The sequence below is a fragment of the Thalassomonas actiniarum genome (genome assembly GCF_000948975.2).
GTDB lineage: Bacteria > Pseudomonadota > Gammaproteobacteria > Enterobacterales > Alteromonadaceae > Thalassomonas > Thalassomonas actiniarum.
In genome coordinates, this window is record NZ_CP059735.1 from 3,178,500 (window position 1) to 3,202,003 (window position 23,504).

At 47.6% G+C, this 23,504-nt stretch carries 19 protein-coding genes; 14 read left to right on the forward strand and 5 right to left on the reverse strand.

Annotated features, from left to right (window positions below; translation table 11 throughout):
- Nucleotides 1-371 precede the first annotated feature (371 nt).
- Together SG35_RS13880 and SG35_RS13885 are read left to right on the forward strand one after the other, a co-directional pair.
- Nucleotides 372-2,171: a YcaO-like family protein gene (locus SG35_RS13880; protein ID WP_160298293.1), complete on the forward strand. Its 1,800-nt coding sequence runs from the start codon at nt 372-374 to the stop codon at nt 2,169-2,171.
- A gap of 214 nt (nt 2,172-2,385) precedes the next feature.
- Entirely contained in the window at nt 2,386-3,327 is a 942-nt protein-coding gene (locus SG35_RS13885; RefSeq protein WP_044832791.1) for an FHA domain-containing protein, read from the forward strand.
- 72 nt (nt 3,328-3,399) lie between these two features.
- Here the strand turns inward: SG35_RS13885 and SG35_RS13890 are convergent, their stop codons facing one another.
- The 3 genes from SG35_RS13890 to SG35_RS13900 form a co-directional block, all read right to left on the reverse strand.
- Nucleotides 3,400-3,939: a hypothetical protein gene (locus SG35_RS13890; protein WP_044832792.1), complete on the reverse strand. Its 540-nt coding sequence runs from the start codon at nt 3,937-3,939 to the stop codon at nt 3,400-3,402.
- On the reverse strand, nt 3,917-4,075 hold the full coding sequence (locus tag SG35_RS13895; RefSeq protein WP_160298294.1) for a hypothetical protein: 159 nt from the start codon (nt 4,073-4,075) through the stop codon (nt 3,917-3,919). The genes SG35_RS13890 and SG35_RS13895 overlap by 23 nt, the downstream gene beginning before the upstream one ends.
- Nucleotides 4,076-4,203: 128 nt before the next feature.
- On the reverse strand, nt 4,204-6,666 hold the full coding sequence (locus tag SG35_RS13900; RefSeq protein WP_160298295.1) for a PilZ domain-containing protein: 2,463 nt from the start codon (nt 6,664-6,666) through the stop codon (nt 4,204-4,206).
- Between the two features lie 454 nt (nt 6,667-7,120).
- On the opposite strand from SG35_RS13900, the gene SG35_RS13905 reads away from it, so the two are divergent.
- The 8 genes from SG35_RS13905 to SG35_RS13940 all read left to right on the forward strand — a co-directional run bounded on the left by SG35_RS13905 (nt 7,121) and on the right by SG35_RS13940 (nt 15,505).
- Nucleotides 7,121-8,950, forward strand: a complete 1,830-nt coding sequence (locus SG35_RS13905) for a vWA domain-containing protein (protein ID WP_053043024.1) — start codon at nt 7,121-7,123, stop codon at nt 8,948-8,950.
- 71 nt (nt 8,951-9,021) lie between these two features.
- Entirely contained in the window at nt 9,022-9,627 is a 606-nt protein-coding gene (locus tag SG35_RS13910) for a sigma-70 family RNA polymerase sigma factor (protein WP_044832877.1), read from the forward strand.
- The gene (locus SG35_RS13915; protein WP_044832794.1) at nt 9,617-10,606 is read left to right on the forward strand and encodes a hypothetical protein; all 990 of its coding nucleotides are present in this window, start codon (nt 9,617-9,619) and stop codon (nt 10,604-10,606) included. The genes SG35_RS13910 and SG35_RS13915 overlap by 11 nt, the downstream gene beginning before the upstream one ends.
- Nucleotides 10,607-10,795: 189 nt before the next feature.
- A complete protein-coding gene (locus tag SG35_RS13920; protein WP_044832795.1) occupies nt 10,796-11,350 on the forward strand; it encodes a sigma-70 family RNA polymerase sigma factor in 555 nt (184 codons plus the stop codon).
- Nucleotides 11,347-12,051: an anti-sigma factor gene (locus SG35_RS13925; RefSeq protein ID WP_044832796.1), complete on the forward strand. Its 705-nt coding sequence runs from the start codon at nt 11,347-11,349 to the stop codon at nt 12,049-12,051. The genes SG35_RS13920 and SG35_RS13925 overlap by 4 nt, the downstream gene beginning before the upstream one ends.
- A gap of 147 nt (nt 12,052-12,198) precedes the next feature.
- Nucleotides 12,199-13,839, forward strand: coding sequence for a DUF4331 domain-containing protein (locus tag SG35_RS13930; protein WP_044832797.1), 1,641 nt, complete (start codon nt 12,199-12,201; stop codon nt 13,837-13,839).
- A 10-nt stretch (nt 13,840-13,849) separates the two neighbouring features.
- A complete protein-coding gene (locus SG35_RS13935; RefSeq protein WP_044832798.1) occupies nt 13,850-14,377 on the forward strand; it encodes an Ig-like domain-containing protein in 528 nt (175 codons plus the stop codon).
- Between the two features lie 63 nt (nt 14,378-14,440).
- Nucleotides 14,441-15,505, forward strand: coding sequence for a hypothetical protein (locus SG35_RS13940; protein ID WP_053043025.1), 1,065 nt, complete (start codon nt 14,441-14,443; stop codon nt 15,503-15,505).
- Between the two features lie 48 nt (nt 15,506-15,553).
- Here the strand turns inward: SG35_RS13940 and SG35_RS13945 are convergent, their stop codons facing one another.
- Nucleotides 15,554-17,371, reverse strand: coding sequence for a sensor histidine kinase (locus tag SG35_RS13945; RefSeq protein ID WP_044832799.1), 1,818 nt, complete (start codon nt 17,369-17,371; stop codon nt 15,554-15,556).
- Between the two features lie 21 nt (nt 17,372-17,392).
- Nucleotides 17,393-18,085 carry a response regulator transcription factor gene (locus tag SG35_RS13950; protein WP_044832879.1) on the reverse strand — a complete coding sequence of 231 codons (693 nt, stop codon included), beginning with the start codon at nt 18,083-18,085 and terminating at the stop codon, nt 17,393-17,395.
- 179 nt (nt 18,086-18,264) lie between these two features.
- Here SG35_RS13950 and SG35_RS13955 point away from each other — a divergent pair, with 179 nt between their 5' ends.
- The 4 genes from SG35_RS13955 to SG35_RS13970 all read left to right on the forward strand — a co-directional run bounded on the left by SG35_RS13955 (nt 18,265) and on the right by SG35_RS13970 (nt 23,470).
- Complete coding sequence (locus SG35_RS13955) at nt 18,265-19,371, forward strand: LamG domain-containing protein (protein ID WP_044832800.1); 1,107 nt, start codon at nt 18,265-18,267, stop codon at nt 19,369-19,371.
- Nucleotides 19,372-19,662: 291 nt separating this feature from the next.
- On the forward strand, nt 19,663-21,279 hold the full coding sequence (locus SG35_RS13960; protein WP_044832801.1) for a shikimate dehydrogenase family protein: 1,617 nt from the start codon (nt 19,663-19,665) through the stop codon (nt 21,277-21,279).
- A 31-nt stretch (nt 21,280-21,310) separates the two neighbouring features.
- Complete coding sequence (locus SG35_RS13965; protein WP_044832802.1) at nt 21,311-22,186, forward strand: hypothetical protein; 876 nt, start codon at nt 21,311-21,313, stop codon at nt 22,184-22,186.
- A 69-nt stretch (nt 22,187-22,255) separates the two neighbouring features.
- Nucleotides 22,256-23,470 carry an acyl-CoA dehydrogenase family protein gene (locus SG35_RS13970; protein ID WP_044832803.1) on the forward strand — a complete coding sequence of 405 codons (1,215 nt, stop codon included), beginning with the start codon at nt 22,256-22,258 and terminating at the stop codon, nt 23,468-23,470.
- Nucleotides 23,471-23,504: the final 34 nt, after the last annotated feature.

The following is a 23,504-nucleotide window of genomic DNA, read 5'->3' on the forward strand; positions in this document are numbered from 1 at the left end:
CTGGCGAACTTTTTTAGAATAATAAATTTGGCAATAAAGTGAAGACTTTAGATAAAAATATATTGGCCTGGCATCCGAGGTTTCAGGTTTCTTTCTGGCAAGAGCTGGGGGTTGTTTTAATCAGTGAAAATGAATACCTTTTTCTGCCTGATAACAAATTCCCCTATATGCAGGCCATAAATGGTAAACGAACGGCTGATGAAATAGTGCTGGGGCAGGGGGAGCCGGGTAAAAGTGCGATCTTCTTTTATCAAATCAGTCAATTACGCCAGCAAGGCTACTTGGTTGATGCTGACGATGAAATTCACCGTCGTTACCAAAGGCATAGCGTCGACAATTTTCAGCAGTTGGGCTTAAATTCAGCAGTAGAAATGATCAATTTATCTGCGCTAGACAGAGTAATGTGCAAGCTCTGGGCTGATATGATAGAAACAGCATTAACAGACCTTGGCTATCCGCTGACTGTTATATTGGTGGATGACTTTTTAGAACCGCGTTTAATAGAGGTGGTAGCAAGTCTACCGGCTTATTGCATTATTAAAGTCACAGGAGAAAAAATCTGGATCAGTCCAGTTTCAACACCAGATAAAGTGCTTAATTGGCCAAAATTACAGCAGCAATTGTGGCTAAACCAACCGGTACGTAATCTGGTGGCAAGATTATATCCGCAGCAAGCGCATCAATTACCTTTTCTTCTTGATAGGCCCCTGAGCCGCGAAAATATCCGGCAACTAAATATTTTACTTACCGGACAATGTGTTGCTAAAAATGAAGAACTTATTGTGCTGACATTATCCAGCAATGAGTTTGAGTATCATCCGGTCAATCCATATTATGACAGCGAGCATGATTTTTCTGCCCAAATAGCAAGTCCTGTAGAACTAAAGACCTGCCCGGTATTGTTTGATCAAGATGGCGGTTGCCGCAACATTAGTCCAGCACAAACTCTGAAAAAGCTCACCCCGTTGATTAGTCCGGTAACCGGGGTGATCACGCATATCGAAGAGCTTAAGTCTGAAGAAAATCAGCCGGTAAAAACATATCGAACGGCTTTTTTCAAAACCCCGGCACTCTCTCAACAGGGGGCTGTAAATGAAAGTTTTGTGCAGGTCTGTATGGGGAAAGGGGTCTCGACAACGCAGTCTAAAGTCAGTGCCTTATGCGAGACCATAGAGCGCTATGCCGCCTTATATCAGGGGGATGAACCACTTCTGCTGTCCAGGCAGTCACAACTTAGCCAACGAAGTTATGGCCCGGGACAGTTAGTCCCTTATAGCGAGTTGCAATACCGCTACTTTGCAGATGAAAGCCATCCGGACTTTAGTCTTAAACAGGCGGCAACTCCTTATCTTGACTCAGAAATTCACTGGTTACCCGCCTGGTCACTATCCCAAAGAGAACAGGTTTATCTTCCCTTAACGGCCTGTTTTGCCAACCTTCCCTTTGACGATGAGCAATTCGGACGCTGGCATTCCAATGGTTGTGCTGCGGGTAACACCTTGGAAGAGGCGGTTTTACAAGGGCTATTTGAATTGATTGAGCGGGATGCTAGCGCTATTTGGTGGTATAACCAGACCAAGGGCGCTCAATTTGATTTGGATAAAATTCCTGCAAGTAATTTACAAAAATTGCAGGATACCTTATCGGTCAGCCATAAATTTTGGGTTCTGGATATTACCACAGATATTGGTGTACCTGTTATGGTTGCCATAGGCCAAGACCTGAAGACTAAGGGGTATAGTTTAGGTCTAGGTTGCCACTTACAGCCTGAGCTGGCAGCTCAAAGGGCTTTAACCGAACTTTGCCAGCTTATTCCTATTCGTGACCAAAACGGGGCGCCGTTTGATTTTGATGCCATTGCTGAAGGTGAATATCTGCATCCGGATATAAACAGAGCAGCAATACCGGCTTTTATACAGCCTTGTGGCGATATCAAAGAGGATATTGAGAATATGGTGGCTCGTTTACACGCTCTGGGTTATGAAACTTTAGTTGTGGATTATAGTCGCCCCCATTTACCAATTAAAACCGCCAAGGTTTTTGTTCCGGGTTTATGCCATATTTGGCCGCAATTGGCTAATGTTCGTTTATATCAGCTGCCTGTTCAGTTAGGTTGGTTGCAGCAAGTAAAAACTGAAACAACAATAAACCCGCAAGCTTTGTATATTTAGGGAATATTTTTGCTTGCAGGCTCTTTACCGGAACAGGCATAGGCTAATGAAAGCTGAAGCTATGATGTTAAGTTTGGGAAGGCTGTATAAGACCAAGTTAAAATAAAAGTGCTGGCTCTTTTGTTAAAATTTGTCGTCAATACCGTCAAAAGTCAGTAAACTTTTATCGAACTAATTTAAATAACAGTCTGTGTAAGGATTCAAAGGAACTCAGATGGCGATATTACTCAATCTTAACACCCAAGATGAAGTGAATCTGTTAGTACAGCATGTTTTCGGCCGCCATCGGGGCGCAACCAATACGGAATTAACCAATCTGGACGCTTCACGTTTGCACGCCACTATTCTATGGGACGGCGAACACTGGTTATTGCAAGATAGCAGCACCAACGGTACTTTCGTTAACGGTAAGCTTGCCCCTAAAGGCACAAAAATGCCTTTGTCATTGGATGATAAACTCAATTTTGGCAGTCTGCAGGCCGAAACCTGGCAACTGCTTAATCTTGATGCCCCCAAAAGTATGCTGGTGCCGCAAACACCGGGACTGAAGCAGCTTATGCTTGAAGATATTATGGTACTGCCCAGTGAAGAGTCTCCCGAAATTACCTTGTATCAAAATACCTGTGGCAACTGGGTTTGTGAAAGTGCGGCCGGTATTTCTGAGTTAAAAAACGGCGATTTGGTGGGGGCGCATGAGCATATCTGGCGTTTTGTTGAAACCAAACCCAGTGAGGCGACCCGGGTGGTTAGCGGTAATTACCAGCAGTTGACCCGGTTGGGCATGACTTTTGATGTCAGCCAGGATGAAGAGCATGTTGCCTTGACGGTGCAGATGGGAGAACACCTGATAAATCTGGAGCAGCGTAATCACCATTATTTATTGCTGCTGTTGGCCCGTCAGCGCCTGACCGATAAAGAGGCAGGTCTGATCAAAGCCGATCAGGGCTGGCTTGATAAAGAAGTCCTGGGCAAGATGCTTAAACTCAATGAAAATCATATCAATATCCAGATCTACCGTTTCAGAAAACAGCTGATCAGTGCTGCGCCTCAGTGCCTGGCATTGCCGCAGGCCATTGAGCGGCGCTCGGGAGAAATTCGCCTTGCCTGCGACAGCATAGAAATTAACGGCGGTATGCAGTTATCGGCATTTAATTGAAGGCGATAACAATTAAGGTTACCTTGCTGCTAAGCGACAGCCTATGCCGGTTAAATACCGGCACAGGCTTGCTCACTCATAGACGATTTCAATCTGTTCAAGGGTTGGGGTGTAATAATGTGGCAATCCAGCTGCTTGCTCAGATGAGATGGAAAAAGTGAAATTACTCGGCTCAGCACGACGCTGGCTGAAATACGGGAAACCGGACATGGCAAAACTGATATGCCAGTCACTGGCACTTTGAAAATTGATGTTGATGGCATCGCCTAAAAGCCCTTCATCCCGGGGGATATCCCAATAAATGATGGTGCGTTTATTTGCGTGAGCAACTTTGAATTCCAGGTAATCGGAAAAGTGTTTTTGCCCATTGTTCAGGTAAATATTGGTGGCCTCATCCATGCTGCCGGGAATGTTTACCGGGTCGAGATCGCTGGGATAAATATAGGTGATCTCATGAGGTATAATCATTTGGCCTTTAAACGGCAATTTTACCGCCAGGGTTTGCTGCGGGGTCAGTTCATCGCTGATATAATCGCAATCGCTGCGCCCCGGGGTTAAGCATAAACGTACGCTGCCGTCACCGTTATGATCATCCCGGATGGAAGATAACAAAAGTCGTGCCGTCGGGGGTTACGTTGATCGCTTGTAGGTTATTCTCTGATAAGATGTGTGCTTCTTGAGCCCACAGCTGTCCCGGGGCCGTTAAAGCATATCCGAGCAGCCAGGTAGCAAGTTTTACCGGTTTCATCTAATCTTCCTTGAATAAGTTGAATGTCTTGCTGTCAAACTGTTGATACCGATAATTACCTTACCGGTATCAACAGTTTAACGAATCTTCTACTTAAAGGAACAGTATGAACTCAGCCAAACTTGCCCTTAACTCGGGTTTCTTGCCGCTGTTTTTGGTTGTGCTTTTAAAGCCATGCGCTGCAAGGTTTCAGCGGTAATATCGACAATATTGAGTACGCCTTCCACTTTAGCCAACTCGTCTTTGATACCGTCGATGCGATAGCGGGAATAGGTCTTTAATCCGGCAATGCGGTCGTCGATAAACTGGCAATCAACTTCCGGCGTTTTCAATAGCTCAAGCTGCAGTACGTAAACTTCACCGCGGTTACGGGCATTACTTAAAAAGATCTCTCTGAGCTTAGGGGAGGTCAGCTCCGATGAAAATTTGCTGATGATCTTGATTTCATCCTTGTTTTTGTTATCGACAAAAATAAATAACCTGGATGTCAGCGGCTGGTGCTTATGGCTGAGGCATTTAAACTGGGTCGATTGCATGATGTCATTGAGCGGCGAATTTAAAATCGGATAAAGGTTAAAATCGGTATTGCCCTGGCCGGGCAGCGCCTCGTTAGTCCGCTTTTTCACCGGCTCTGCTGCTTTATTGGCCTGTGCTTTGTTTTTGGCTATGCTTTTCGCCGAACATACCGACAATAACTGGTTTAATGCCGATTTATTCCTGTGCGTGGCTAAACGCGAGGCCTGGTAACGGCTTTTTTGCTTCGATAAAAACACCAGGTTAAGTTGGCCGTGTTTGGTGTACAAGCGGCATAAACCTTCCGAAAGACCTTTGTTTTTGGTCGGCGTTTTATCCACCTGTTGGTCGACATAATCTTTAAGCAAGTGAAAGAAGTTCTGGTTATCGATATTGTGTTCAAGCGAAGCGGACTTTAAATGTAAAATGGTTTTCGATTCATTGATGGCCACTATCGCAAACGGACGGGAGCTGCCATCTTCCGGTGTTTTCCCCGGCAACTCTATGGTCAGCAAATCTCCCGATTTGGCGGTAATGGCGGACTCTAATTCCACCTGCAGTCCGCGCACCGAGACATTTTTGCTGTAGCCGATATAGCGGCTGTCATTTTTAATGACCCTTAGCTGCATTTTATAGTCGTAACGGGCTTCTTTGCGCTTGGAAATAAACTTCACCGGAATAATATCCGTCGCTCCCGACTGGCCCGCCACCATAAAGCGGCGCAATTGCTGCAAATCCTTCGAGCTGGCGGAAAAAGCTTTTGCCTGATAATCTGCCAGCATCTCCTCGTGGGTGATATCTGTGATGGCGCCGCAAAAACGCAGCTTTTGCAGCCTTTCTTTGGCTATCGGCGCCAGGCCGTCGGCTTCAAGGCCCAACTGATCAAAGCGGCTGCTGATAATGGCCAGCTGCAGTTTAAATACGCGCAAACTTTGATACTTCAATCCCAGGGCGATAAAGGCGGGTAACAGCCCGGTTTGCTCAAGCTCTTGCTCGGTGGCGACAAAATAAAGGCGGCTGTTTTGTTTTACCAGGGTAAAACCGTACAAAGCCGTGGTAATGCCCGATTTATTTTGTTGCAGCAGCAGTTTAATGCGCTTGGGGGTTAAAGCGAAGGGTAAAATGTTTTGTTTGTTCTGGTTATGCCAGTAGTCCAATGCTTCCTGGTTCCGTTCGGAAGAAAGGATATAATTGAGCTGTCCCTGGCCATTGAAAAACAGCGGCAGGGCGCTGCTTTTTGGCATATAAAGTTTTTCATAACCCTTGTTTAGCAATACCGGCTCAAGATCAGAGGCGTCTACCCGGTTAAACACTTTTTGAGACTTGATAAAAGTGGTTAAAAACTCATCCAGCTTGGCATTAGAGCTGGTACGCAATGCCCGTATCCAGGTTTTTTCGTCATTGCTGTCAACAGACACAACTTTATAATTGACAAACTTTTCCAGTATTTCGCCGACATAATTTTTGGCAATTTCGGCAAACCGTATTTTAAATTCCTGACCTTTGGCGAGCTTGGCCTCTTCCGGCAATAAAAAACGGATACCGACGGTGGAAATATCTGCCGTAAAAGTGGTCAGCTCCTGCTCTTCTATGGCCAGCAGGATTTCAGAGCGGAAGTGGATACGATCTTCGTTGCGGGTACGGTAGTCGCCAAAATATAAATGCTCAACATCAAAACGTTCGAAGTTTTGCGAAGCCTGCTCCAACTCCTGCAAGACATTGGCACTGGAAGGATCTGTTGCCGCGGCAAGCACGGCTTCATAGACGCCAACCGTGTATTCGCCGCCATATTGTTTGATCAGATATTCAAAAATATTGACGGATTTTTGATCCAGGTAATGGGTGATGTCGGCAAAAACATAATCTTCGCATGCTTCTTTGGTTTTACGGCGCAAGTCTATGGCGCGGACACAGGCGGTTTTTAACCGTGCCAGCTCCATTTTGATCAAAAAGCGGGTGCTTTTATTTTCTTTCGGCGTCAAACTGATCAAGGTGGACTCAAGCTTGTTCTTGCAGGTAATGGGAATTAACGCATTGATCAGTTTTGTATCGTATTTCTTGTTATTAGTTTGCAACATATTGGTATCCATACAAATGTTTTACAGCTTTTGCCCTAAAACAGTCTGTTTAAGCCCTCCGAAAAGTACGTGTTTACCTGGATAACGGATGAATAGGATATTCCTCTGGTGCCTGCAGCCAAGCTGTTGTTATTTTCGGGTCCAGGCACTTCAGGTTCCGGCGCTTATCAGTCACTTCTTCGAGTGAACAGCTAACAATTTGTTTAAGCCAGAACAACAAAGTATCTACAAAAGTATGTTACCTCGTGCTCGCCATTAAATAAACCCAAACCCTTTGTTATTTGATCCAATCGGGTAATCATTTTGATTGTTAATAACTTAGGCTGCCATTATTGATAAATAAGCGACAAAAAAAGGAGAAAAATAAAAAATAAGCTTTTTAACAAAATTTTTAACCCCTTTAGCTTTCTGTACCGTTTATAGGGGTATCAGTCATCAATAAGAAGCAAAAATTATGAAAGTATTATCTTTAGATAAGGGCTCAGATAAAGCATTTGGCATCTGTATTCCCGCGATCATTTTGGGCGCTTTGCTGGCAACGGGCTGCTCCTATCAGGAGCCGACGGCCAAAAATGAGCAACAGGAAACAACCCGGAAGCAGCCTGGCGGACAAGCAGCGAAAACAGAGCAGGGCAAGACACAACCTCCCGTTGAGATAACACCCGAGGCACAGGTTGCTGAAATAGCGGTCGTTGACGCCGTTAGAGGGGATGCGGATAAAAAAATTAAACACAGCCAGGCCCGGCGTTTGGTAACCACCATGGAATATCGCGGCCCCGCCAGTATGCCAAGGCCACCATTACCCGGTCCGGGTTTTCCTGGCGATGTTGACAGGGAAAATTATGCCAAGGTGGATGAAAACGGCGTTTTCAGGGTAGACGAAACCCCGGTTTCAACTTTTTCTATTGATGTTGATACCGGCAGCTACAGCAATATGCGCCGTATGATCAATCAGGGGCGGTTGCCGCCAGGAGATGCTATCCGGGTAGAAGAGTTGATCAATTATTTTTCTTATTTATACCCGGTGCCGGGTACAAACACACAGCCTTTTAGCGTGACCACTGAAATGGCGCCTGCCCCCTGGAATGAAAAACGTCAGCTGCTGCGCATCGGCCTTAAAGGTTATGAGCTGGATAAAGCCCAGATCAAGGCGGCCAATCTGGTATTTTTACTTGATGTTTCCGGTTCGATGAACCAGGTAAACAAATTACCCTTACTGGTCAAATCCCTGAAAATGCTTACCCGGCAGCTCAATGAAAACGACAGGATTTCCATTGTTGTCTATGCCGGCGCCAGCGGCGTGGTGCTGGAAAATGCCAAAGGCAATGAAACGGCCAAAATTGCCATGGCCCTGGATAAGTTACAGGCCGGGGGCTCAACCCATGGCTCGGCTGGCATAGAGCAGGCCTACCAGCTGGCACAGCAATATTTTATTGACGGAGGTGTCAACCGGGTGATCTTGGCCACAGACGGCGACTTTAATGTCGGTACCGTTAATATTGAAACCTTAAAAGATTTGATCGCCCGCAAACGTGAGGCGGGGATCGGCTTAACCACCTTAGGTTTTGGCGCAGGTAATTACAACGATATGTTAATGGAGCAACTGGCGGATGTCGGCAACGGCAATTATGCCTATATCGATACCTTAAATGAAGCGCGCAAAGTGCTGGTAGATGAAATCAGCTCGACCTTACAAACCATTGCCAAAGATGTCAAAATCCAGCTGGAATTTAATCCTGAGTTTGTTGCTGAATACCGTTTGATCGGTTACGAGAACCGGTTGTTAAAACGTGAAGATTTTAATAATGACAAAATAGATGCCGGTGAAATCGGCGCCGGCCATACGGTAACCGCCCTGTATGAACTGACCATGGTTGGCAGTGAAGCCCTGCGTATCGATGACTTGCGTTACCGCAAAATTAAAGCCGCCGATGCCAAGGCATCAGTACCCGGCAGCGGGGATGAAGTTGCCTACCTGAGGCTGCGTTATAAAGCACCGCAAGGTGGCTCAAGTAAATTGCTCGAACATGCTATTACCTTTAAAAGCGCAGCAAAAGACTTGTCCCAGGCCAGTGATGATTTTCGTTTTGCCGGTGCGGTTGCGGCTTTTGGACAATTACTAAAAGGCGGGCATTTTACTGAAAATTATGGATATAATGAAGTCATTAGCCTGGTTAACGGCGCTAAAGGCCCGGATAACTTTGGTTATCGCGGTGAGTTTTTACAACTGGTGCGCACGACGCAGGCATTGACGGATAAGGGCATCAGCCGCAGGAATAAATGATGATGCAGGCTTTGCAGGGTATCCAAACATTTCAAGCAGGCCTGAGAAGGCAAGGTAGGGCAAAAAACTTGATGCAAAATGAGGTTACAGAACACCAGCTGGAGTCACTCGACGACGAGGAGCTTATGGCATGTTATCAGCAGGGGCAGCCAGCTGCCTTTGATATGCTCTATCACCGGCATAAGGGACCCTTATACCGTTACTTTCTGCGTCAGTGCCGTGAAAAAAGCCTGGCGGAGGATTTATATCAGGATGTCTGGAGCCGGGTAATAAAAGCAAGCGAAGGCTATCAGCCCAGTGCAAAGTTTACTACCTGGTTATACCGTATTGCCTATAACCGCATGGTAGATCATAGCCGCACCTTAAAAACCGCAAATAAGTTTAACAGTCCGGCGCAAGAGGATATGGTGGAGACGGTTATCGCCGAAGGACAAGATCCCCAACAGCAAAGCGAACAGGCACAGCAACTCGGTTATTTAAAACTGTGCCTGTCGTTATTACCGCCCAAGCAGCTGGATGTTTTTATGTTAAAAGAAGAAGGGGGCTTTAGCGCAGCGATGATCGCTGAAATTGTTGAAGTATCGCAAGAGGCCATTAAAAGCCGGTTAAGGTATAGCTATCAAAAGTTGCGTGAATGTATTGCCGGTAAAATGCAGGAGGCCGCCGATGAAAGATAACCATGAAACCGATAACAGAGAAGGCGCTGAGCAGGAAATCAGCAACTTGTACCGGCAAATGGCGAAAGAACAGCCGCCGGGGGAGCTGGATAATACCATTTTACATCTGGCAAGAAATAAAGAGTTGTTAACAGCTGAAGCTGAGGTTAAACCGGTCAGTTTCATTGAGCGAATTAAGGCCCGCAGCGGCCCGCTGGCCATGGCGGCTTCAGTGGTGCTGGTGGGCAGTGTGGTGTTACTGCAAGACTGGCGTCAGGAGCTGGTGCCGAAAAGATACGGCCCCCAGTCAGGGGACTATGATCATGTCACACCGCAAGCTGAACAAACATTGCAACCAGCACCTATACCCCCTGCGACACAAGCCCAAAAAGAGACCGGAGCCCTTGAGCAACTTGAGCGCTATCAAGCTGCTGAGCAGGTCGAAAACAGCATAGTTCAGCAACAAGAAGGTGTTGTCCTGGATGAAAAACCGCTAACAAAACAAACGGACGCCCGGGTGCAAAGTCGCTTTCGCTCACAGCCCGAGGTTGAGCAGTTATTCCCCGCGGCTGATACGCAATTGGATAACGTCCGGCTAAAGACCGAATTTGGCGGGGCAGGCCAGGAGGCTGCGGCAAAAGTGCCTGAGGTACAGGCTTTTACAGCCCCAGCTCAAAGAACCGGGGCCACGAAGATTTATGATCGCCCTGCAAAAACGCAAAGCAAGGATAAAGCAAAGCAGGATGAGGACAGTCAGCAACTGGGGGTTAAGGCAACTTCAATGAGCTTTTCACAAAAAACTGCACAAAGTCATGATGTGCTGCAGCAAAAGCGCATTACCGCCTGGTTAAGCGAAATAGATCAACTGCTCGCAGCCGGTGAACAGGCAAAGGCTATCGAGCAGTTAACGGCTTTTGTCGCCGCTAATCCGGATTATCCCTTAGCTGAAAAGTATCAAAAGTTATTACCTCAGCTTGAACCGCAACTTGAAAATAACTAGTGCTTGACTGAGCTTGCTTAAAAAACATGTCGCTCCCGGTATTTTTTGGGGCGGCAGCGAATCATCACTCCTGTTTTTCCTCAAAGTCTCCTTTAAAGCCGAAATTTTACAAATAACCAAGCTGGCCTCAAAAACATGGCTATAATTTGCTAGATTAGTCGAGGCAAATCTTGAATACCCGGGAGCCAAATGGATCCACAAGAGTATTTTTCCCTGCTCAGCGCCACTTCACAGGGAGATAAAAAGGCATTCTCAGCCCTTTATCAGGCCACGGCAGGTAAATTATTTGCCCTTTGTTTGAAGATCCTCGGCAATAAGGCTGCTGCCGAAGAAGCGCTGCAGGATGCCTTTGTTAAAATCTGGCATAACGCCGGCGAATACCAGGCGGCGAAGGGGGCGGTAATGACCTGGATGACCAGTATTGTACGTTACCGCTGCCTGGATATGCTACGCCAGAAAAACGTCAGAAAAGAGCTGGCGCTGGATGAGGAAGGGGTGAGTAATAAGCTTGGCAGCCAGCATGGCGTGCATAACTTTGAGGATGAGTTTTGTTATGAAGAGAACAGCAAACTTGCCGATTGTATGCAGGCCCTGGAACAACAGCAAAAACAGGCGATTCACCTGGCTTATTTTAAAGGTTTGAGTCACCATGAAGTCGTGCAGTACATTCATTCTCCCCTGGGGACGGTTAAAAGCTGGATCCGCCGTGGCCTGCTACAACTGCAGAGGTGTTTATCCCTATGAATTATGAGGATCCCGAGCTGATTAACAGGCTCAGTGCCGAGTATGTATTGGGGACCTTACGCGGGCGTGCCCGGCAAAGGTTCCAGCGCCTGATGCTGTCTTCCCCCCGGGTGCGGCAGGCAACCTGGCAGTGGGAGCACCAGCTGAATCAGATGGGCAATAGCATCACTGCCGTGCCTCCCGACCCTAAGGTGTGGCAGAGCATTTCACAACGTATTGATCCGCTTCAAGCCGGGGCAAGCGAAGCGGTTAAAGCCGAGCCTGTTAAGCTATTTCCGGCGCTTGCACGTTTGTGGCAAGGGGTTGCAATGACTGCCGTGGCGGCAAGCCTGGTGTTGCTTGTCTTCCTGTTGCAGCCAAGTGTGCCGGTCGAAAGCGAACAAGTGGCCTTAGTGCAAAATGAGCAACAACAAGTGCTCTGGCTTATTGATGTCAAGGAAGCGCAACTCAATATCAAGGCAAGCTCCGTGCTGACGGTTTATAGCGATAAAGATTATGAGCTGTGGATGGTATTAAAGGGGCAGGATAACCCCGTCTCATTAGGTTTATTGCCTAAAACCGGCAGCCGTATACTAGTGAAAAAACCACAATTTAGCGCCGATGATATTCGTTTACTGGCGGTAAGCCTGGAACCGCTTGGCGGCTCACCAACGGGAGCGCCGAGCCAGGTATTGTATACCACCCCACTGATCTCCCTGTAAAACTGCTTTGCTCCCGGCCTGAAACAGGGCCGGAGCTGCTTTTTCTGTCAACCCTTCATTATCTTTTAAAAATATCGTTTTTTGTGCATCCGCTTTTCTTTTTGCCGCGTAACTCGTTATGACGCCATCAGCTAAAAGGAAACCGTCATGAAAACTTTTTATTCAAGCTTGTCTCGGGGAATTGCCTTCGGGGCCTTTGCCGGCGCTGTTGTTGCCGGTGCTCTTATCAGCAACGGCTTTATTGTCGGGCAAGTGCAGGCTTCCAGTCACCGCGAAGCTCCTAATATCAGCCGTTTCCCGACCCTGGATTCAACGGACTTTTTTGCCTTTAACAGTTATGAAACCGGCCGGGAAGATTATGTGACCCTGATCGCAAACTATATCCCCCTGCAGGATGCCTACGGCGGCCCTAATTATTTCGCCATGGACAAAGATGCGGTTTATAACATACATATTGATAACGACGGCGATGCCATTGAAGATATCACTTTTGCCTTTCGGTTTAACAATGCCTTACCTTCGGCGCCTTCATCAAACGGGCAGGGGCTGGCATTAACCATAGGTGATGAAGATAACCCGAAAACGGTGGCGGTGCCGTTAAAAAATATCGGTGCGATCAGTTTTGCCGATCAAAGTGCGGCAAATTTTATCGAGTCCTATCAATTAAGCATACGTTACGGCGAAAAGGGCAAGTCTACTCCCTTGACTAATCCGGAAAATAGCCAGGATTTCTTTTATAAGCCGCTGGATTATATCGGCTTTAAAACCTTTGGCGCCGCCGGGGGCTATCAGGCTTATGCCGAGCAATTTATTTACCCGCTGGATATTCCCGGCTGCGACGGTGCGGCGAAGGTCTTTGTCGGGCAAAGGAAAGATCCCTTTGTTGTGAATTTGGGAAAAATCTTTGACTTGGTGAATTTCGTGCCGGTGGAAGGGGACAGCGCGCCCGGTACCGGTGATGGCGGCGGCTTCCCCGGTGGCATCACCCAGTCTGCGGATAACGATGATTTAATCGATAAAAATGTTACCTCCCTTGCCATTGAAGTGCCCAAGTCTTGCCTTACCGGTGAGGGCAACGGCAGTATCGGCGCCTGGACCAGTGCCGGGATGCCTCAGGTACGTATTTTAAATCCCAGGGCGACCTTTGCCCGGCCCGATATCAGCGGCGGGGCAAAAACGCAGGTTTCCCGCCTGGGGGCGCCGTTGGTGAATGAGTTAGTGATCGGCTTAAAAGATAAAGATCGTTTCTCCAGCGCCAAGCCGAAAAACGATGGCCAGTTTGTCGATTATGTCACCCATCCCAGCCTGGCGGAATTGTTAAATATCTTGTTCAAAGATGCCGTAAACCAGACTTTAGGCACGGACATCGCGACCCTGGCGCCGACAAACTTTCCCCGTAATGACTTAGTCACTGCGTTTTTAACCGGTTTTTTCGGGGTTAACCAGCTCGCTGAGATCACCCCGTCGGAAATGTTAAGGCTCAATACCCAAATCCCTTCGATAGCGGCAAGCGAACAATCCCCGCTGGGGGTTATCGACGGCGATCTGTCGGGTTTTCCAAATGGCCGCCGCCCGGGAGATGACGTGGTAGATATCGCTTTACGCGTGATCATGGGGCGTTTGTGTTATCCGATTGATGTTAACGGCACTGCAGTTGAGCTGGGCTTGTGTACCCCCTCTGATGCCAGTGTCGGTCTGGTGCCTTTTACCGATGGCGCTCCCGGTCATGCCGGTATGATGAAAACACGTTTTCCCTATTTAGCCGAGCCCGTCCCGGGCTCAAAGTAAGGAGCAGATCATGATTTATCTTAAAAGTCTAATCAGCATTAAGTTATGCCGGGCGCTGGCATTATTTCTTGTCCTGGGGCTGTTATCTGGGTGTAGTAAAAATCAAAAAGATGCCCCGGATGAGCCGGTAAACCTGGCTCCCGAGGTGATGGCGCAAGCCTTTAGTACGCAAACCGAGGAGGAGATCAGGGATAAGCTGGCGGCTCAAGATCCCGAGCATCAGACGTTACGTTTTACCCTGGTGCAACCCCCTGTTTTAGGGCAGGTGACCCTGGCAAAAGACGGCAGTTTTAGCTACAGCCCCAATGAGGAAACGACAGGCAATGACAGCTTTATTTTTAGTGTCAGTGACGGGGTAAACCCTGAGGTGACGGCCAAGGCAAGCATCACCATCACAGCGCTCATGGTTGATTTTTCCCGTTTTAGCCGCGATGCCTTTGCGCAGCAGGCAAACGATGTGCCTGTAAAGCTCAACGGCCGGATATTTACCGATGATATCGATTCGAGCGATTTTTATGCGGACCTGTTTGTTTTTTAGTACTTGATATTTGGCTCTTAATTTCAACCGGCCAGGGATGGCCAAATGCACAGGGGAATTGATATGAAAAAGTTATGTCTTATCTTAAGCGGATATGTCTTGATAGGCATTATATGTTACAGCCGGTTAATCCAGGCCCACGGCTATATTCCTGCCGCCGGGGCCGCTACAAGCAGCTCCTGGGAAATGCTGCCGCTGGCAGAGCTGGCTGTGTTGCTTGAACGGGGACAGCTGCTTGGTCAGTCTGAGGTGATGGCTGTTAAGATCAAACGCCAGATACACAGCTATTACCATCAAGAGCCGGGTATAAAAAGTGCTTATTTATATGCCAAGGTATTGCAGCGCGAGCATCAATTTTCTCAAGCACTCAATGTCTTGACTTCCTTACTGGAAAAGGCGCCCCGGCAGGCCAATGCCCGTTTGCTTCAGGCCAATATATTGATGGTACAGGGGTTTTACCGTAAGGCCAAACAAAGCTGTCTGGCCTTAACCGGGCATATTGCACTCACTGCTGTCGCCATCTGTGCCCTGGATGCTGACAGCCAAGCTCTGGGGCAAAAGGCAGGGCAACAAGCTCAGCTTAGGCAAAATTATCAAAGCTTGATAAATTTACTGGCAAAAGACAAACAGCCGGAGCAAGCGATACTGCTGTGGGCAAATCAGGTGTTGGCGGAGATGGCGCTGAGGTTAAACCGGCCCCTGGCAGCGCAGCAACACCTGAAAGGGGTAGCCCTTTCCCGGGCACCGGTTAGTTTGATCGCCTTGTGGGCAGATATTGAGTTGGCGCTGGGCCATCATGACTTAGTGTTAACAAAGCTTCCTGCTTTTGCTATTCAGGCACAAACTCAGCGTCTGCCTGATGCCATATTGCTGCGCCTGGCGATTGCCGAGAAAAACAGCAAGGCACAAACAGCAAACAACTATCAATGGCAAGTGCTGATGGCCGAGCGGGTGAAGTTAAGGGAAAGCCGCCGCGAAAACGATCATGGCGCGCAGCTTGCCCGCTATTACCTGGATGTTAAGCCCGATAATAAAAAGGCAAAACACTGGGCTGTTATCAATTATCAGCAGGCAAAAATGGCCAGTGATCGGGCATTATTGGACCGGGCGCTGTCTCAAGGAGGATGATAGGGCTACCGACCGGTCTTGCTTGAATTTATACTTTAGAAAACTGAGTTAATACCGGGCATTGAAGTCAATGGCAAAAGCTACCCCGATTTCTTTGGGTACCAGGGTAATGCGGGCCTCCTGCGCTAAAACCAGTTGTTTGACTAACGCCAGGCCGATACCGGTGCCCGGTGTCGTGCGGGTAAGTTCATTGCCGCAGCGGTAAAAGAGTTCGAAGATTTTATCTTGCTGGCCGGGGGAAATGCCGGGACCAAAATCGCGGATTTCCAGCTGGATTTTATCCGGTTTGCTGCGGGTAAAATTCAGCGCTATGCAGCGGCGTTGTTTATCGTCAATCTTGGCGGTATTAAAGAACTTTACCGTATTGTCCACCAGGTTGATCATCACCTGGGTAAAGGCATCACTGTCGACACTCAGGCGTGCATTGCCGGTTAACCCTTTATCCAGGGAGACAGTTAATTGAAAATGATGCTTTCTCAGCAGTGAGTCCAGCTTGGATTTGATCATATCCACCAGGGTATCGATTTTAATATATTCCAGCTCTACCCGGGCCGGTTGGCGACTGATATGGGATAATTGCAAGATATTGTTGATCAACCGGGCGAGGCGCTCACTTTCGTCAAAAATAAAATGATGATAGACACTTTGTCTGTCTTTGTCGGTCACCATCTCAGATTTGAGCATCTCCGAGTACATCAAAATCGAGGTTAACGGCGTTTTCAGTTCATGGCTGACGGAAGAGACAAAATTCATGCGTTGCTCTGCCAGGGCTATTTGCTTTAAGCCTAAATGATAAAAGCCAAGGCAGCCTATGATAATGATCAAAAATAACAGGGCGATAAAAAAGCACACATAAACAGAGGCGGGCCCAAGCGGCAGGGTATCTGTGCTAAAGGTCAGCTCTATATCCTGGAATAATCCCGCTAAAGCTCCCTGGTAAAGCCTGGTATTTTTTAGTTCATCGATAATCGCCGAATCGCTTGCTGTTAAAGCCCGGATCCCTGACTGACCGGCTTCGTCGATTTGATAGGCAAAATATTGCTTGTTGGCGCGTTCCCCGCTCCTGGTGGTGACGGTCAGCAGTACGGTATTTTCATAACGGGCCATTTTAAAGTAATCAAGCAGCAGGCGTTGTAAAAATTGACTTTTATTAACAACAAAACCCTGAATAAGCCTTTGCTGGCTTAACCAGATGTTACGGTAGAAAACCAGGTGTTCACCATCCAGGCTTGTTAACTGAAAAGCTTCCTGGTTTGTTATTATCTCTTGCCCGGATGAGAGCTGGTTTTCTTCCACGTGATCTTCATCTTCAGGCCACAGCTGCCCGGTGCCCGGGGACTTTCTTGCCCGTAACAGGCCGCTTGTCTGTACCAGTTGTTTTATTCTGCCCTGGCTGGCCAGACGGTGCTCTATTTCATCCCATTGCAATTGGGTATTTTCTGCCGCGATTTCTCCACGGCTGGAATAAGGCAGCAATGGGGTTGTTAAAGTGCCGGTTGCATCGATTTGAAAATAACCGATAAAGCCGATATCTTTGGGGTAGTTTTCCGGGTTGGCCAGGGGAGATAAGGTCTTGCGCCAGGACAGGTCAACCGGGCTCTCCAGCCACTGATAGAAGTTGTAACTTTCCTGTGTCAGCTGCTCCTGTGCCTTGATTCTTTGTTTGAGTATTTTGTTGACTTGTGCCTGGGCGTTGGAAGATTTCCAGCGATACTGAAAATACATTTCACTTTCAAATTGTTGATAGCCGTATGAAATAATAATGGCTAAAGGGATCACCAGCCCCAGGAAAAACAGTGCTACCACCAGGCGTAAATGGTTGATGTTTTGTTGAAAGATGGCGATATGTTTTTTGGCAAATATCAAGACCTGTCTCCACCGGGCAGCCTAAAGCACGAGTTTGTAGCCTTCGCCGCGAAAGGTTACCAGGATTTTTGGCTGCCTGGCATTTAATTCGATTTTTTTACGCAGTTTGGCAATATGGATATCGACGGTACGGGTATCCGGCTCGGCGGTTTTGCTGTAGCCCCATACCGCTGTTAATAATTCGCTACGCGGTACAGGGCGCTTACGACGATACAATAAACTGAGAATATCCACTTCACGCCGGGTAAATACCTGCTGTTTTCCATAGACAGTGCCGGATAAATTGCAGACATCTATGAGAATGTGCTCCCCGAGTTCAAGCGTGTCGTCTTCTTCGTGCCAGCCGCTGCGCCGTAAAATGGTTTTAATTCTCAAGACCAGCTCCTGCACGGAAAAAGGCTTGGCAATATAGTCGTCGGCCCCTAAGGTTAAGCCGTTGATGATATCTTCTTCCGAGCTTTTTGCCGTGAGCATCACCACGGGCTGTTCCCTGGAGGCTTTCCTGATGGCATTGCAGATACTAAAACCATCCAGGCCCGGCAGCATGACATCAAGAATAATGCAGTCAAACCCTCCCGTCAGTGCCTGTGCCAATCCGCTGTTGCCATCCTGCTCGGTTGCCACATCAAAGCCATGATAAACAAACAAGTCGGTTAAACCGTGCAGTATGCTGATTTCATCTTCGACTATCAATAACCGGGGTTTTTTATTCAAGGGCACTCCACTTCGCTGACTCTTTTTGCTTGCGCCACTATAACAAAATTTTGTCTGCGGGCTTTGTAAAACTTATGTAAAAGTTTGTCGTCTTTTTTTACTTAATTGGCCTGTTTTGTCCTGCTACCGGCTTTTAATATCTGCTTATCCATTTTTTAGTCTTTATTAGTGAGGAAAATATGAAATCTTTTTTAATGTTAGTTTTTGCCAATTTGCTGCTTTTCTCCGGCAAATTATTCGCCGGAGTGATCCCCCTGGATAACCAGCATTGGCAGTTTTCAAAGGACCAAGCCCGGTTTGTCGATTACCAGGGACGAGCCAGCATCAAAGTCCTGGACAGAGCCAAGGTAAAACTCATCGGAGAAAACTTCCATAACGGTGTGATTGAATTTGATATCCGCATACGTAATAAAAGGGGGTTTCCCGGGATACATTTTCGCGAATCCGGGAATGGCAATAGTGAAGTTTTTTATCTCAGGCCCAATGCTTCGGGTACAAGCTCGGCAAACCAATATACCCCTTCATTTAACGACATTTTTGCCTGGCAGCTGTATACCGGTGCCCGTTATGGCGCAGCGGTAAGTTATCACTATGATAACTGGAACCGGGTCAAGCTGGTGGTTAGCGGGGAAAAAATGGATGTTTATATCAATAGTGAAAAGCCGGTGCTGCATATTGAAAAGCTGGCCCATGGCGATATTGCCGGAGGTATTTCCTTCCAGGGATCGCTGGACGATTATTACTTATCCAATATCCGTATCAGCCATCAAAAGCAGGTAAAAACAAGCGGCACTGCTGTCGCGCTTAAACCGCTACCTGAAAACCTGGTGTCTGCTTTTTCCGTTGCTACCTTGCCGGTAGCAAGTGATGAAGTCGAAGCAAAAGCTATCTTGGAGCCTTCCCTGATAAACAGGCAAAACTGGATACAGGTACAAGTGAATGAGCTGGGCATGGCAAATCTGGCCAGGGTAGCAGGGCGGACGAAAACTAAAAATACCTTGCTCGTGAAACTAACGCTTGCTTCAGATCAGGCACGTTTGCTCAGGTTAAAGTATGGCTTTAGCGACAGGTTGACCCTTTTTGTTAATGGTAAAGCCCTGAGTCACAGCGATCGTACTTTTAAAAGTCAGGACGACAGATTTTACGGTACGGTAGGCTTATTTGACAGTGTGTTCCTGCCGTTAAAGTCCGGGCAAAACGATATTGTTTTTGCGGTAACCGAAGGTTTTGGCGGATGGGGCTTGATGGCGGCACTGGAACAAGTCACGGGAGTGAATATTATTTAAGCTGGTGTTGCACCGTAAAATAAAACCAGCGCTTTCACCTGTGATGGTTTGTCTCACTTTGGTGAAAGCCCTGGTGACAATCAGGGAGATAAACCCAGAGGCCATTTCAGGTTAGAGTGCCTTATTGACATCTTGTAAACCTTGTTGATTACTTGTGCTAATAAAAAATCTCATCTACATTTCATCATAATCCATTGGTGATCATTGCGTGTGATCAACTGACGGATTATTTACCTGACTTAAAAATTCGATCTTATTTTATGGTCGATAAACAGCTAATAAGGGAAGTAGATGTCAACAAGGACGATTATCGCTGAAACCTCTGTATCGTATTTTTTAGCGGATGAAAAATCCCGCCAACTGGCCTTATCCCACTGTGATATTGTTCATTTTACCGATGGCCTTGCCAGCGAAGAAGATATTCGCCGGTTAAGTGATTTAGTTAAAGGCACACATGGGCAGGCAGAAGTGAAACTTTCCATGTCTATCCGGGCAAGAGAAGATCTTACCTGTGCCCATGACCAGCTGTCCTTATTCGCGCTGCAGAGCCATATTATTAAAGTTATGGACAGAGTGGACTTTTTTGAACTTGATGCCGAATTTGATCTGGTGACTCCGCTGCTGAATTTGATCCCGGCCGAGAAGCGCATCATTACCCGCAGAATATCGACGCTTGCCGAACATCCGGATACCGGTATACCGGCACGGCAGACCCAAGGTTATAGAACCCTCGCCCGGCAATATCGTAGCGACAGTGACTTTGATGCTTTTCTCTATCGTCTTATCTGCCCCGAAGGTTTAACGGCGCTGGAGTTTTTGCATTATAACGATAACGATAAGGTCACGGCATATGATGAAGCCGAACAGGAAGGCTGGAGCCGCATTTGTGCCTTTTATAAAGGTGCCAGGGTTATTTTTGCCAACTTGCAGCAAAGCTCGTTGTTATCGCTCAAAGCGATGGATAAAAATTATTGTCTCAGTGCCTTGCCCGAGGATATCAACGGTGTTTACGGCATTATAGGTGATGCCATTAAGCAGTCTCTTTCTCCTTTGACCCACAATGCCGGTTTGAGGGCATTGGAATATCCGGCAATTTATTTGCATTTTAACATTAGCAACCAGCAGACTTTAGATAATTATATTTCGCGATTGGCCGCCATTAACTTACCCCTGCGGGGTTTAACGGTAACGGCGCCCCTTAAAGGCAGTATCAGCCAAAATTACCCCGCCAGCAGGGGGCTGGTCAAACGTACCTGCTCAGCCAATGTCTTGAAAGTCGATAATGACCAAATTCAGGTGGATACTACAGATGATGTCGGCCTGACATTGCTGCTGGAGCAGCACAACGTTGATATACCGGGTAAGCGGGTGGCCGTGCTGGGGTGCGGCTGCTCGGGACGAATTGCAGCACAAACCTTATATGAGCAAGGGGCGGAGGTGACGTTATTTAATCGCGGGGTGCAAAGGGCGGCCCTGGCGCATAAATTACTTCATTTACCTTGCTTATCCCTTACCGATTTGCAACTTGATGCCTTTGATGTGCTGGTCAATACCATACCGTTCGAGCAAGACTCAGATATGACTTTTAATCTGGACTGTCTGCACAAGGAAATGATTTATATTGATTTTGTTTACAATCAATTTCCAAATGGCTTATTGCACCGGGCAAGTGATAAGGGGTTAAAGGTTATTGACGGCCTGATGATGCTCAGAAGCCAGTTATTGTCACAATTTTATCGTTTAACCGGCCAGTTATTGCCCCCTGAGGCCTGCCAGGTACTCGACCTGGTGATTGCGGATAAAAAATCCCGGGGTATAACGACGCAGGAGCGGGACGTTTCGTTTAACAAGTCAAGGGATAACCACCAGCTGACCGGATCACCGAAAACCTACCGGGAAATCTGCTGAAATAAAGGATAAAAGCCAGGGAGAGCGGGTTATGGAGCACAGTGAAAGCGTTCAATGTCAAAGCAGGCTTAAGCTCGGTAATTTGCTCGGCACCTGGGTGAATGTTAATGCCCGGGCGGATTTTATTACTCGCTTTGCCCTCAACTTAGATGGCGAAGCATTGAAGCTAACCATTTTATCGACATCCGGGGGATGTGAGCAAACACAGCTTCACCTGGATGTTTATCCCGTGGCCAATCCCGGCAGTGAGCTGGCCACGGGTTTTTATCACTATCAACAGCCGTCGGGGCTCATTGTTGCCGCCAATGAAAAAAATGGTGTTCTGGTGCTGCAAAGTTACCGAGAAACGGATAACCCTTTAAACGCTCATCAGCAGAAAGAGACTAGCCATAGCCGCCAAACTGAGAAGCTATTAAGCCGGGAGTTTTATTACCGGCAAACAAGTTTATCAGCCGATGAACAACCTATCTTAACCGGGTTTTCCCCGGCAAATGAAAATAATGCCGGGGAGAGCACAACAGGGGCAAATATCCAGGCACAGGAAGATTTTCAGGCTTTGCCTGGCTGTTGGCATAATACCCATCGCCACAGCAGCTGGATGAAGGCCTTTTCTATTGAAAAGATATCTTCGGATTGGGTCCTGGAAGTTTTTGGCGACTGTAACGGGGTGACCTGGCCCAGGATGCCATTAACCCCCTATAGCTTTGATCAACAGGAAATGGGCTTTATTGCCTATTGCGACTTAGACAGTGTCAGCGGTTTATTTTGTGCATATTCGAATAAGGGTTTAATGGTGGTTACGGTATTTTTTGCTGTTAATAACACCGGGTCTGAACAATTGACAGATAAAACCTTTTGCCGTGAATTTTATGTTCATCAGGCCCGTGCTGATGCAGCGCACAGCTAAAATGTTTTTATTTCAGGCATTGCACACAGCAACAGGAATATCCAATTCAGGACTTTTACAGGGATGGTTATGAAAAGCCAACTAAGAACAGCAGTTAACGCAGCGGACCCCGGTGCGATGATCACCGCACTTGAGTCCCTGTCACAGGAAGTGTTCAGCCAAAGGGCCCGGGACTACGATCTTCAGGCCAGGTTTCCGGCAGAGAATTTTACCGATCTTTTTCATATCAATGCCTTGGCGGCCCCGGTTGCCCCGGGTTTTGGCGGCCTCGGATTTGCGCCTGAATATGGCAATGTTAATGCCCTGTGGCAAATGACCCGGGCCATCGCCAAAGCCGATTTATCCTTTGCCCGTTGCTGGGAAGGCCATAATAATGCCCTGATGCTGATAGATAAACTGGCCAAGACAGAGCAAAAGCAACGCTGGTTTAGCGAGGTGATGCAAAAGGGCCATCGCTGGGCCGCCTGGAGCGGAGAGCCGCAAACTAAGTTGCCCCACCAGCAATACAGCATAGGCACCCGGATAGAAAAACAGGACTCGGGTTATGTGATCAACGGCAACAAGGTTTTTGCCACCAGTGCCGTAGGGGCTAACCGGGCGATTTTGCTGGTGAGCCTGGCGGGGCCGGGAGGTGCCAGGGAGATAAGCGACGGAGAGAATAATTTGCTGATGCTGGCCTGTGATTTATCCGATCCCAGTATCAGCTTTGACGGCGACTGGTGGGATCCCATCGGCATGCGCTCTACCGTGTCCTACAAGGTTAACTTTGATAATACCTTTATCCCGGCAAAAGATTGTATCGGTGAAATAGGCGAATTTCTGACCCAGGATATGCAAAGCCGTTTTACTCCCCATTACGGCGTCAGTTTTCTCGGGGCATTGGATGCGGCCTATGAATATGCCCTGAATATAGTCAACTCACAGCAAAGGCAGCAAGACCCTTATGTGCAGCAGCATATTGCCCGGGTGAAGCTCAATATCGATACCTTAAGCTTGTGGATGAATCAGGTGGCATCGAGCCTGGATCACCAGCAATTTGATAGCGCCCGTGAACAGGGCGCTCAATTTCGCTACCTGGCAGAGCAACTGGCGCAAGAAGGCGTGGCCTTATGCATTAAAATTTGCGGTGCCCGGGCGCTGAATAAACCCAGTGTGCTGGAGCGTATCTACCGGGATCTGAGTATTTATGTACAGCATGATAATGCCGATCATATCCTGGCCACCATTGGCAGGCGGGCGTTGGGAGTAAAGGTCGACAATGCCTTTTTTAAATTAAAAGCCTGACAGGCAAAGCCAGGAGTCTTGTTCACAACCGTTC